The 12,220-nt window shown below is 64.6% G+C and carries 13 protein-coding genes; all 13 read left to right on the top strand.

Annotation, left to right across the window (positions count from 1 at the left end; genetic code table 11):
* Nucleotides 1–227: carboxymuconolactone decarboxylase family protein (locus SY1_RS06010; protein ID WP_208873074.1), on the top strand; the 227-nt coding region annotated here is incomplete at its 5' end.
* 99 nt (nucleotides 228–326) lie between these two features.
* A complete protein-coding gene (locus SY1_RS06005; protein WP_015556491.1) occupies nucleotides 327–1,082 on the top strand; it encodes an acyl-CoA dehydratase activase in 756 nt (251 codons plus the stop codon).
* Entirely contained in the window at nucleotides 1,079–1,942 is an 864-nt protein-coding gene (locus SY1_RS06000; RefSeq protein WP_015556490.1) for a 2-hydroxyacyl-CoA dehydratase family protein, read from the top strand. Before SY1_RS06005 ends, SY1_RS06000 begins: the two co-directional genes overlap by 4 nt.
* Before the next feature lie 31 nt (nucleotides 1,943–1,973).
* Complete coding sequence (locus SY1_RS05995) at nucleotides 1,974–3,251, top strand: double-cubane-cluster-containing anaerobic reductase (protein ID WP_015556489.1); 1,278 nt, start codon at nucleotides 1,974–1,976, stop codon at nucleotides 3,249–3,251.
* Between the two features lie 13 nt (nucleotides 3,252–3,264).
* Nucleotides 3,265–3,534 (top strand): putative Se/S carrier protein, encoded by a 270-nt coding sequence (locus SY1_RS05990; protein WP_015556488.1) that lies wholly within the window; start codon nucleotides 3,265–3,267, stop codon nucleotides 3,532–3,534.
* Between the two features lie 170 nt (nucleotides 3,535–3,704).
* Nucleotides 3,705–4,172 carry a sulfurtransferase gene (locus tag SY1_RS05985; RefSeq protein WP_208873073.1) on the top strand — a complete coding sequence of 156 codons (468 nt, stop codon included), beginning with the start codon at nucleotides 3,705–3,707 and terminating at the stop codon, nucleotides 4,170–4,172.
* A 130-nt stretch (nucleotides 4,173–4,302) separates the two neighbouring features.
* Nucleotides 4,303–6,741 carry a choice-of-anchor Q domain-containing protein gene (locus tag SY1_RS05980; protein WP_015556487.1) on the top strand — a complete coding sequence of 813 codons (2,439 nt, stop codon included), beginning with the start codon at nucleotides 4,303–4,305 and terminating at the stop codon, nucleotides 6,739–6,741.
* A gap of 170 nt (nucleotides 6,742–6,911) precedes the next feature.
* Entirely contained in the window at nucleotides 6,912–8,324 is a 1,413-nt protein-coding gene (locus SY1_RS05975; RefSeq protein WP_015556486.1) for a rhodanese-like domain-containing protein, read from the top strand.
* The gene (locus SY1_RS05970) at nucleotides 8,321–8,767 is read left to right on the top strand and encodes a hypothetical protein (protein WP_015556485.1); all 447 of its coding nucleotides are present in this window, start codon (nucleotides 8,321–8,323) and stop codon (nucleotides 8,765–8,767) included. Before SY1_RS05975 ends, SY1_RS05970 begins: the two co-directional genes overlap by 4 nt.
* Nucleotides 8,768–8,817: 50 nt before the next feature.
* Nucleotides 8,818–9,342, top strand: coding sequence for a PPC domain-containing DNA-binding protein (locus SY1_RS05965; protein WP_015556484.1), 525 nt, complete (start codon nucleotides 8,818–8,820; stop codon nucleotides 9,340–9,342).
* 414 nt (nucleotides 9,343–9,756) lie between these two features.
* A complete protein-coding gene (locus tag SY1_RS05960; RefSeq protein ID WP_015556483.1) occupies nucleotides 9,757–10,515 on the top strand; it encodes a TVP38/TMEM64 family protein in 759 nt (252 codons plus the stop codon).
* Complete coding sequence (locus tag SY1_RS05955) at nucleotides 10,515–11,192, top strand: TVP38/TMEM64 family protein (RefSeq protein WP_015556482.1); 678 nt, start codon at nucleotides 10,515–10,517, stop codon at nucleotides 11,190–11,192. The genes SY1_RS05960 and SY1_RS05955 overlap by 1 nt, the downstream gene beginning before the upstream one ends.
* Before the next feature lie 58 nt (nucleotides 11,193–11,250).
* Complete coding sequence (locus tag SY1_RS05950; protein WP_208873072.1) at nucleotides 11,251–12,090, top strand: heterodisulfide reductase-related iron-sulfur binding cluster; 840 nt, start codon at nucleotides 11,251–11,253, stop codon at nucleotides 12,088–12,090.
* The last annotated feature ends 130 nt before the right edge of the window (nucleotides 12,091–12,220 follow it).

Genomic DNA, 12,220 nt, shown 5'->3' with positions numbered 1-12,220 from the left:
TGCTGGACCTCAAGACGATAGAGCTGATCAGCGTGGCGGTGGCCGTGTCCCGAAAGTGCGAGCCCTGCATCCTCTCTCATCTTGAGGTGTGCGTGGACCTGGGCATTACCCGCGAGGAACTGGCGGCGGCCCTCAACGCCACGGTGCTGCTGTGCGGCGGCCCCGGCTACGCCTACTCCGCCTTCACCCTGCAGGCCTTCGAGCAGATGCTTGAAGCAAAGAAATGACCGCTTGGGATGGGCCGTCCGTGTTCTGCTTCCCCGGCCCAAGGGTTTGAGCCGCAGGGACGGCAGGGAGTATGACCTGGGGGCAGGGGGGTGCATCACATGCTCTACGCAGGCATCGACATCGGCTCCACGGCCAGCAAGGCCGTGGTGATGAATGACGGCAAGGACGAGATTCTGGCCCGCAAGCTCATGCCCAGCGGGTGGAACGGCCGGGAGACGGCGGAGGCGCTTCTGGCCTGGCTGCTCTCCCTGGGCTGCCGGAGGGAGGACCTCCGCATCACGGCCACCGGCTACGGGCGCGTCTCCGTCCCCTACGCCGACGACACGTTGACGGAGATCACCTGCCACGGTCGAGGAGCCTGTTTCCTCGGCGGCGAGGACCTCACCGTCATCGACATCGGCGGTCAGGACACCAAGGTGATCCTCGTTCGAGGCGGCCGCGTCGCGGACTTCATCATGAACGACAAGTGTTCCGCCGGGACGGGCAAGTTTCTGGAGATCATGGCCAACCGCATGGGGGTCACCCTGCCGGAGCTGTTCGAGCTGGCGGAGCGCGGACGGGAGATCACGATCTCCTCCATGTGTACGGTCTTCGCCGAGTCCGAGATCGTGAGCCTGATGGGGCTGGGCACGCCGCGGGAGGATATCGCCTGCGGCGCCGTGGGCTCCGTCGTGGCCAAGGTGGCGGTGCAGGTGGCGCGAAAGGCCGCAGACGACGCCTACTTCCTCACCGGAGGGTTTTGCGACAGCGCCATGATGCTGCGCAAGCTGTCTCAGGCCCTGCACGCGCCGGTGCGAACGACCTCGGACGCCCGGTTCGCGGGCGCCATCGGCGCCGCCCTGCTGGGCAAATGAACCTGTTTGAAAGTCTGGAGGAGCAGCGGCGCGAGGCCTACGTCCGCGCCGTGCTGCGGGCCTCCGGGACGGACGACGTCGTGGGCTTCATCGGAAGCCGCGTCCCGCTGGAACTCCTCAACGCGCTGGGCCTCATGGTCCTCCCCGTGTACGGCGTGGACGGGGAGATCCTGAAGTATTCCAGGGAAAAGGGCCTGTGTCCCGTCATCGACGCCACCCTGACCTACGCCAGGACGGACCGGTGTCCGCTGATCCACAGCTCCCGTCTGATCGTCGTGGACGACGGCTGTCCGATCATGGCCCGCGAGGTGTCGCGGCTGCCGGGCAAGGAGGTCCACGTCTACCGCACGGAGGACCCCATGCGGCTGGAGCATTTGATGGAGAAGCTGGAGCGCGTCTACGGGCGCGGCCTCGACGACGGCGCGCTGGACGCCGCGACGGCGGACTCCCGACGCCTGACCGAGTTGCTCTTCAACCTGAAGTACCATTCCGGCCTGGACGGACGGAGCGTCTACGTCCTGGAGTACTACCTGAATTTCCTGTCCGTACCGGAGCGGTTCGAGGTCCTTCGGCAGGCGTCGGGGGCGGCGGAGTTCTCGGCGGCGCCGGTGGACTTTCTGCCGGTTCGGGTTCAGAGCGGGGCAGGGATCTACCGTCAACTGGATCGGCAGCTGAGCGGGAGCCTCTACCGCATCCTGGAGGGAGAGGGCTGCCAGGGCTGTGTCCAGGAGGTTGTGACTGGAGAAGGGAGGGATTTTCTGCGGGCCAAATACGACCGTAAACGGAAGTCTGTCGCGGTTTACGACTACGTCTACCCGAATTGCCCCTTTGGCACGGGGACGGAGATCGGGTACGACTGACCGAAGGGTCAAAAAAACAGGGGGGATAGCTATGGCCGATTACAGAGCGATGTGGGAAGGCCTGGGCATGGACGTGAAGACGCACGACCTGCTGTGCGAGGCGCTGCCTCAGGCGTTTGGCGACGTCTATCTGTCGCAGGAGAACAGGCCGGAGGGCATGGATTATTTCAACATGGTCGTGGCGGAAATCCACGGCATCCGTCCGATGGAGCTGGTCGAGCATCATAAGAAGGGAGGCAGGGTCGTCGGGTCCTTCTGCATCCACGTTCCGGACGAGGTGGTGGTGGCCGCGGGCGCCATCGCCACGGGGCTGTGCAGCGGCTCCCAGTTCTGGGTGCCGGGCGGCGAGAAAAAGCTCCCCACCGCGACCTGCCCGCTCATCAAGGCCTCACTCGGCGCACGCTTCGACCGCACCTGTCCCTTCTTCCGCCTCGCGGACCTGTTCGTCGGGGAGACGACCTGCGACGGGAAGAAGAAGGCCTGGGAGATCCTGGCCGAGGACGCGCCCATGTACATCATGGACATCCCGCAGATGAAGCGCGAGAGGGACTACGCACATTGGAGGGACGATATCCGCGGCTACATCCGCAGGCTGGAGGAGCTGACGGGCAACGGGGTCACGGAGGGCAGCCTGCACGACGCCATCGTGCTGCTGAACGGAAAGCGCCGCGCCCTCCAGAGGCTTTCGGACTTCCGCAAGCTGGATGCCGTGCCCATCAGCGGCAAGGACGTCCTCTTGATCACGCAGATCGCCTTCTACGACGACCCCGGGCGGTTCACGTCGATGGTGAACAAGCTCTGCGACGAGTTGGACCAGCGGGCCCGCGAGGGCGTGTCCGTGTTCCCGAAGGGCGCGAAGCGCATCCTGCTCACGGGGACGCCGCTCTCCATCCCCAACTGGAAGCTGCACCACCTCGTCGAGAGCCTCGGCGGGGCCGTCGTGTGCGAGGAGATGTGCACCGGCATCCGCTACTACGAACGGTGCGTGGACGAGGACGGCAGGACCCTGGACGAGATGGTGGACCGCCTGACGGAGCGCTACCTGGGCGGCATCCACTGCGCCTGCTTCACCCCGAACTCGGAGCGCGTCGACGACATCCTGCGCCTGGCCCGCGAGTACCGCGCGGACGGTGTCATCGACGTCAACTTGAAGTTCTGCAACATCTACGACACCGAGGGGTACTTCGTGGAGCGGGCCCTGAAGGATGCGGGGATTCCCGTGCTGGGCGTCGAGACCGACTACACGGACCAGGACGCCGAACAGCTCAAGACCCGCATCGGGGCGTTCCTAGAGATGCTGGGCGCCTGACGGTCGGCGGGCGATGAGCGAATCCACGGGCGCACGGCACTACGTGCTCTTTCCGGACGTGAAGAACGCCCAGTCCCTGTACGAGCTGATGAAGGCGGCGGGGGTTCGCTGCACCTTCGCGCCGACACCGCGGGAGGCGGACCGGTGCTGCGGCCTGGCGGTCCTTTACCAGGACGCCGGCGAGCGGGGCCGCATCGAGCGCATGGCCGCGGAGAACGGAGTCCAGGTCCTGCGGTTCTTCGACGGTGCGACCGGCGATCCAGACCGCATGAAGTTCTGCTGACGGGCAGGAAGAGGACGGGAGAATGAAGGGGGACCGTTCGGTTCCCGGTGAGGCTTCCCCCTCCCGTCGTGTATTTCGAGCGTATGCCCCTTTTTCCATTGGGGGCTGTTGGCGGCGTGTTCGCGCCGTTTGGGTGATCCTATCTATATTTTCAGGGAGAGTGGTCAGTGATGAGAAAGTGGAACAGGTCGTTGCTTGCGGTGTTGTTCGTGCTGTGCCTTGCGGTGTCGGCGCAGGCGTCCTTCTTCGGTCCGAGTATCGACGCCGTCGATCAGGCCTACGTGAAGGAGAAGGTCGGGCAGCCGGGCTTCGTGCTGGTGGACGTCCGTGCGGAGGATATCTATAACGGCAAGTCGCCGCGCGAAGGGATCCCCGGCGGGCACATCGCCGGGGCCGTCAACTTCCCCCTGGCGAACCTGAAGGCGGAGGGGGCCGCGGAGGCCTTGGAGAAGGCCGGCATCGTCAAGGACGCCGAGGTCATCGTCTACTGCAACAGCGGCAAGCAGAGCAGCCAGTTCGCCGAGGCGCTGGTGGAGGATTTCGGCTTCGAGGCCGCCAAGGTGAAAAACTACAAGGGAAGCGTCATCGACTGGAGCAAGGACCCGGCCAACAAGCTGGAACCCGAAGGCCACGAGTAGCTTTTTTGCAGCAGCGGGGGTGGGGGCCACCCACCCCCTGCGCTGTCTTTTTAAGTTTTAAGCGAACGCTACAGGGAGGGGATGAGGTATGCCCGGTTTCAGGAAAAGTAGGAAAAAGGTTGTGTTTACGATGCTTGCGCTCTGCTTCGCCTTCGTCTCCCCGGCAGATGCGCGGGTGTATCGCGTCAACGGTTCGGCCATTGCGAGCGGAGACGGAGGAAGCTGGTCGACCCCGCTGAATGAAGCGGGCTTTGCCGCGGCGTTGAGCGGCGCCGTGTCGGGGGACGAGTTCTGGATTGCAAAGGGCGTCTATCGGCCGGCAATCCCGGTGTCGACGGATGCGGTCACAACCGCGGAGCAGGGAAAATCCTTCACGCTCAAGGAAGGGATTTCCCTCTATGGTGGTTTTGCGGGGGACGAGACGGAACGGGAGCAGCGAAAGCCCGACAACAACGTTGTCGTGCTGACCGGCGACCTGGGGCTGGACGACGGCCGGGACGCGTGGGGTGTCACCCTCAGCGCGGACGTGATCCGAGGGAAGAACAGCAAGAACGTCCTGAAGGGCACGAACGTGAAAGGGGTCCGGCTGGACGGAGTTGCGGTGTCGGGAGGAGATCAGGGAGTGGGAGCCGGGCTGAGCCTCGGCAGAAGCGATATCGTGATCCAAAACTGCCTGTTTCAGGGAAATCGCGCCGTATCCTTTGGAGGGGGCATCAATGCCGCGGCCGCCTCTCTGGACGTTTGTTCCAGCCGCTTTCTGGGGAACCGGGGTGGCCCGAACAGCCACGGAGGAGCTGTCAACAGCGTTCAAAGTTACCTCAAGCTCGTCGATTGCCGTTTTGAGGGCAACGCCACCGGCGCGGATAAGCCGGGGAACAAGGCGGGCAATGGGGGAGCGGTTCAGTTCAGCGACAAGAAGGGGGGAGACAAGACCCTGACTGTCGAGAGGTGCCGCTTCAGCAACAACACTGCAGGCGCCGGAGGCGGAGGGCTCTACGTTCAAAATGCCGGTACGGACGTGACGGTGCGTGGCACCGTGTTCGAGGGGAACCGAGCAACCCACAACGGCGGCGCGGCCCGCTTCTCCACCTCGACCAACATCCTGGTCGAGGATTGCCTCTTCACGGGCAACTCCACCGTGATCGAGGGCGGCGCCATCTACAACTCGGAGGTCGGCAGCGGGGACCGGGGGATGACGATCCGCTCCTGCACGTTCTCCGGGAACAAAACCTACGACGACGCGCACGTTGCCGACCCCAACAAGGGATCCGGAGGGGCGGTCTACAACGGCGTCTCCAGCCCGGTGCTCGTCAACTGCACCTTCACGGACAACGAGGCGAAGTACGGCGGGGCGCTTTTCAATCGGACGGGCAGCTACCCGCTCCTCCTCAACTGCACCTTCTTTGGCAACAAGGCCATTCCCCAGGGGGGACAGGGCGGTGAGGGCAGTTCCGTCTACAACACCAAATGCAAAACTGGGGCCTGCAAGCCTGGGGGCGGGCGCATCGTCGCCTTCAACAGCATCTTCTGGGACGGCGGGGCGGAGGAGATCGTCAGTGAGAACGATGATGACTCCGGCGCGGCGCTCCATCGCTCGATCGTCCGCGGGGGAGCCGTCCGGGGCGGAGAGGTCGTTCTGTCGGAGGTGACCTCGGACGACCCCAGGCTCTCCTCCCCTGGCAATCACGGCGGCTCCGTCCCAACCTGTTTGCCGGCCTGGAACAGTTCGGCGCGGGACCGAGGCTGGCGTGTCGGGGCTCTGACCTCCGCGGACGTCCTCTCGGCTGACGTGTTCTGGAGGGACTGGGCGGAGTGCGCTATCCCGGCCGTCGACGCCCGCGGTGTGGCGCGTCCACAGTTCGGGGGCGTCGATATCGGCGCCGTGGAGCTCACGTCCACGCCTCAGCCGCAGCCTGAGCCGGGCCCGAGTCCTGTACCGCAGCCAGGCCCTGATCCGAAGCCGGAACCTCAGCCTCAACCTCAGCCGCAGCCAAACCCCGATCCGGCGCCTAAGCCGGTCCCGAAACCGATTCCCGAAAAGCCCATCACGGAGGCGCCTGCCGAGGCCCCGATGGATGCCCGCTACGACGATTCCGGGGCGTGGACGCTTGCCGTGGGGGAGGTCGGCAGTGACGGTACGGCCGAGGTCGTCGTCAGCGTCCGCCTCAAGCCCGTTCCGCGCAGGCTGACGCTCCTCGACGTCGAGACGAGAAACTTCGTCGAGGCGAGTACTGCCGTGTTCCTGGACGGGGAGCCGGTCACCTTCTCCGCCGCGGTGAGCGATACGGGGATGACGAGGCTTTACGAGTACGAGCTGAGGATTCGCGGCCGGGTCCGCGGGGAGGCCCTGAACGGTGCTGTGGGGCAGCGGGCGGCTTTGGCCGCTATGACCTACATGCTGGAGGGGGATGAAGTTCCCACACGGCTGGCGTTCAGCGGTGATGGTGTTTCCCTGAATGGCATGAAGCGGGAAACGAGCCGCAGCGGCGGCGGGTGCGACGCAGGGTTGAGCGCCCTGGCCCTGATGGCCTTGTTGCCTGTGGTGGGACGAAGGCGGGGCCGCCGGTAGGCGCGGTTCGTTCCATTTGGCTTGCCCCGGGGTCGGTCCGCCGGGCGCTTTGCCTCGCGGGCGATCGGCTTGCGCCTGAACGACCGGCCCGGGGCCGCGCTGCGCCCGGCCTTGCAGCAGGATTGAACAGAGGGCGACTTCGGTCGTCGTCAGAAAGATGAGGGAGAGCCATGAGAAAATTTCTTTGCTTTGCGTGCCTTGCGTCCTTGATGCTGCCTGCCGCCTGCTGGGGTGCGGACTTCCCGAAGGCCTCCACGGAGGACGTCGTCGCGCTCGTCGGGAAGGGGGGCGGCGTTCTGCTGGACGCCCGTCACCCCGATATCTTCAACGGGTGGGCGTTGGACGGCCTTCCCAGGGGAGGGCACATCGAGGGGGCGACGGACTTCGCTTACACGTTCCTGACCTGCGGTTATGACGAAAAGGGCAACCTTGAAAAGAAAACTCGAGATGAGGTGTTGAGCGACACCCTGGCCAGGAAGGGACTTACCCCTGGGAAGAGGGTCATCGTCTACGACACGGACGGGAAGGACGCGCCGCTTGTGGCTGACTATCTGCGGTCCAGGGGTTTCGAGGACGTCTCCCTCTACGACGCGAAGCCCTGGATCGACGACGAGAGCCGAGAGCTGGTCTCCTGGCCCGCCTACGAGCTGCTGGTCCCCGCGGAGATCGTCGAGAAAATAGCGGCGGGGAACGTTCCCGCGGGCTTCACCCCGGCGCGCGAGATCAAAATTTTCGACGTCAACTGGGGCGACGAGGAGGGCTCCGGCTACCTGAAGGGGCACGTTCCCACCGCGGTTCACATCAACACCGATTCCATCGAGCCTCCGCAGGTCTTTGACGAGAAACAGCGCCGCTGGGTCTCCGAGGAGGAGTCCGACAGCGTCAAGAAGCTCTGGAAACTTCCCGACGACGCGACCCTTCTGAAGCTGCTGCTCGACAACGGGATCACCGCGGACACCTGCGTGATCTGTACCGGGTCGGAACCCATGGCCGCCGCCCGCTTTGCCGTCGTCTGTCGCTACATGGGCGTGAAGGACGTGCGCCTGATGAACATGGGACTCGAGGGGTGGAGGCTGGCCGGCTACGCCCTTGCAACGGACAGCGTGAAGCCCGTGCCCGTTTCCGATTTTGGAGAGCGCGCCCCTGAGAGCAAAGCGTGGATCGAGTCCATCGACGAGGTGGCGAAGAAGCTGGGGACTGAGGGATTCACCCTCGTGGACAACCGGACGCGCGAGGAGTTCCTCGGCAAGACCTCCGGCTACAGTTACCACAACATCGCCGGCCGTATCGAGGGCGCCGTGTACGGCTGCGCCGGAGAGCTCAGCTCCAGCTCGATGTACTATTACAGAAACATCGACAAGTCCATGCGCAACGGGGATGAGATCCTTGCCCTTTGGAAGGAGCTTGGGATCGATACCGGAAATCACCTCTCCTTCATGTGCGGCAGCGGCTGGCGCGTGTCGGAGATCCTCTGGTACGCACGAGTGATGGGGCTGAACGACACGTCCATCTACAGCGACGGCTGGATCGGCTGGAGCGACGAGGGTAGGCCCTTCGTCACGGGGGAGCCGGCCGCGAAATGAGGCAGGACCTTCTCCCCAGGGGGCTGAGGCTCTTGACGCACCTGTTGACCCTGGCCCAGCTCGCCTTGTTTGCCGGTGGGCTCTGGCTGCACCGCCTGTCCTTCAGAAGGGCCGGGGTCAATCACCACCTCAGTTTCATGAAGCGGACGGTCGAGAAACTGTACCTGACGGACGCCGTCACGACGGCCCTGACGGTGGTTGCCCTGGGGGTAGCATTTTTCTTGTTCTGCTTCGCGAGGCGGGCGATTGGAGAAAGAGGCTGGAGGGTCATGGCAACCCCTGCTGTGGGCGCTGTGCTTGCCCTGGCCTTTGTCGTGGAGCTTTGGCTCCCCTCTCTGAAAGCGCTTCCGGCCTGGCCCGTCCTCCTGGGGGTAACGGCGCTGGCCTTTGTCCTGCAGGTTGTCAAAACGCTTCTCAAGGCAAGAATTGAGCGGCTAAAATAAGGGATTCGACTCACTCTGGAGAATGGATAAAAAATAGGGAGGTACCTGAGATGAAAAAATTTCTGTTCGGTTTCGTGCTGTGCCTGATGATGGCGGGGACGTGTTTTGCGGTCGATTCCGGTGATGCGGTGAAGGCCGATATTTCGGATGCCGTTCCCTCGAACGCCCGCTTCTACACGATCCGCCTGGTTCCGGGCACCGACGTCGTCAAGGAGCTGCGCGCCTTCGTCGATAAGAAGGGCATCCAGGCCGCCGCTATCGTGTCGGCGGTGGGGAGCCTTTCCGAGGCCAACATCCGTTTTGCCGATCGCAGCGAGGGAACGCTGATGAAGGGGAAGTACGAGGTGATCTACTTCGGCGGAACGCTCGACGCCGAAAAGCACCACCTGCACCTCTCTATCGCCGACGAGGACGGGAGGATGTGGGGCGGCCACATGATGAAGGAGGGGAGCATCACGCGGACCACGATGGAGATCGTCGTCATGGAACTCACCGACGTCGTCTACAAGCGCGAGAAGTGCCCGATCTCCACTTACAACGAGTTGGTCGTCTATCCCAGAGAGGCTGCGAAGTAGGTCGGACCGGGCGGAGCCTCGCGGCATATGGCCCCCATCCCGTCCAGCGACCCTGGGCGTCCGCCGTTTTCTCCGGTCCTGGTGTACAATAGCTATAAGCCCCAAACGGAAGGAGGAAGAGTCGTGCCCGTATTCACATGACGCGCTTCGCATTCGCTGCACGGTGTGCACGTGTGCGCCACGGCGGGCACGGCGAGTCCGGGTTCTCGTCCTCGGCTCTTCCTTGGGCACGGCCTCTCTTCCCTGTAGCCCGGCAACCGGTTCTTTGCGCGGGACGTTTTGTCTGAAAGGACAAAACCCCACCGACGCCGCCCTGTGCGCAGCCTTCGTTCCCCGGAGGCTGCGGCCGTGGCCCATCCATACCCTGATCTGTCCCGCTTTCGGGACGGGCGGTTCCGTTTGGAGGTATCCCGCATGAGTGAAACGAAAAACGTACAAGACGCCGCCTGTAAGCCCGGACAGTTGGGAGGGGCAGGCAGGCGATACGCCGGAAAGGCTGTCCTTCTGATCCTGCTCGCCGCGGCGATCGGGGCCTATTTCGTCTGGCCGCCGTACAGAGGCGTCATCGACTCCATCTTTTCGGCCTTCGCAACCGGCGACTTCGCCGCGGTGCGCCGCTTCGTCGAGCGTTACGGGACCATGGCCGCCGCGGTTTCCTTCCTCCTGATGGTCTTCCAGTCCATCGTGGCGCCGCTCCCGGCCTTCCTGATCACCTTCGCCAACGCCAACCTCTTCGGCTGGTGGCGCGGCGCCATCCTGTCCTGGGCGAGCGCCATGGCCGGCGCCGCGGCCTGCTTCTACATCGCCCGCATCCTCGGCCGCGACGTCGTGGAAAAGCTCTCCAGCAAGACCGGCCTGCGCTCCATCGACGCCTTCTTCGAGCGGCACGGGGCCCAGAGCATCCTCATCGCCCGTCTCCTGCCGTTCATCTCGTTCGACATCGTCAGCTACGCGGCGGGCCTGACCTCTATGGGCTTCTGGCCCTTCTTCATCGCCACGGGCGTGGGACAGCTTCCCGCGACGATCGTCTACTCCTACGTCGGAGGGATGCTGACGGGCGGGGCGAAGCTCTTCGTCACGGGGCTCCTGATCCTCTTCGCGCTCTCGATCCTGATCGTGCTGCTGAAGCAGGTCTACACGGAGCGAAAGAAACGTTCCGACCGGAGCGCCTGATGGGGCGCTGTGGAAAGCCGCTCGTCTTCCTGGGGATTGCGATCGTCGCCTTCATCCTGAATCGGCACTACGGCTGGTCGGATTTTCTGTCGGGGCCGGGTGGCCTGGAGGCCATGAGGGAAGCGGTGCGCGGGAACGTCCTGACGGCATCGCTGATCTACGTCGCGGCGACGACGGTGGGCTGTGTCCTTTTGGCCCTTCCGGGGGTGACCTTCGCGATCGTCGCCGGGCTCCTCTTTGGCCCCCTTCTGGGCACCGCCCTCTGCCTGGCTGCGGCGACGATCGGGGCGGTTCTGGCCTTTCTGGCCGGCCGCTATTTCCTCAGGGACGCCGTCGCCCCCTGGGTGGAACGCAACCGGTACCTGAAGCGCGTCCTGTTCGAGGACGTCGGTCGCAGCGGCGTCGTGCTCCTGATGATCACCCGGCTGGTGCCTCTGTTCCCCTACAACCTCCAGAACTTCGCCTACGGGATCACGGGCATCGGCTTCTGGCCCTACACCCTTTACACGGCGCTCTTTCTGGCGCCTGGCGTGACCTTCTTCACCCTTGGGGCCGCGGGGCTGGGGGACGCGGAGAACCGGCGCTTCTACCTGATCCTGGCCGGGGCGCTGGCCGTCCTCGTCACGGCGGCGGGGCTCTATCTGCGCCGGCGCTACGTCGAGAAATCCGGCGCCTGACGCCATGGGAATCCACTCGAACGCGACGCCCCCGGCGAGGGGCTCCTTCCATCGGACCATGCGCTTTCACCAGTGCCTGGCCTTCTCGCCCCTCTTCTGCCGCGCCGTCGGGGCGGACGGTACCGTCGGCACGAAAAAGGGGCGGGCCCGGCGCGTCTTCTTCCCTGGGTGCAGCCTTGCGGCCTACGCCCCGGAACACGTCCTGGCGGCATGGCAGTACCTGTGCGAACGCATGGAGGGCGTCGGCGCGCTCCTCAAGTGTTGCGGGAAGCCGCTGAAGCTCATGGCCATGACCGGGGAGTTCCGGAGGCGATTCGACGCGGTGCGGCGCGACCTCGACCTCATGGGGGCGGAGGAGGTGATCGTGGCCTGCCAGAACTGTTACACCATCTTCCGACACTTCGACGAGGACCGCCGGGTGCGCTCGTTCTGGACGATCCTGGCGGAGATGGGGCTCCCGGAGGGAAGCCGTGGCAGCGCGCGCGGCCTCGAGGTCTCGATCCAGGATTCCTGCGTCACCCGAGGTGTCCCGGAGATCTACGACGGTGTGCGCACCGTCCTCGGGGAGCTGGGAGCCACGGTCCGCGAGATGGACTGTGCGCGGGATCGGGCGCGCTGCTGCGGCTGCGCCCCGATGATCGCGGTGGGCGACGTCAGGCTGGGCTACGAGGCCATGAAGAAACGTGCGGAGGAGTCGCCGTGCGGGACGATCGTCTCCTACTGCGCCTCGTGCCGCTCGGCCATGCGGACGGGTGGACGGGAGAGCCTGCACCTCCTGGATTTGATCTTCGGCGGAGGCTGGACGGACCGCTCCACGCCCCCGCCGGACCGATCGCTTCGGAGCTGGCTCAACCGCTGGAGGACGAGGCAGCGTCTAGGAAAACTCGTCTGCCGGTGAGCCCGCTTCCCGACTTGATTTCGTAACTGGATTTTTATCGCACGATCACGACACGAGGAGGTGATGAACTTTCCCGACAAAACTGGAAGTAGTTTACCATCCCTGGTAGCACTTCCACATTATACCAATT

The organism is Fretibacterium fastidiosum, from assembly GCF_000210715.1.
Lineage (GTDB): Bacteria > Synergistota > Synergistia > Synergistales > Aminobacteriaceae > Fretibacterium > Fretibacterium fastidiosum.
The sequence above is the reverse complement of the archived record's forward strand: the minus strand, read 5'-3'. Positions and strand labels throughout refer to the sequence as shown.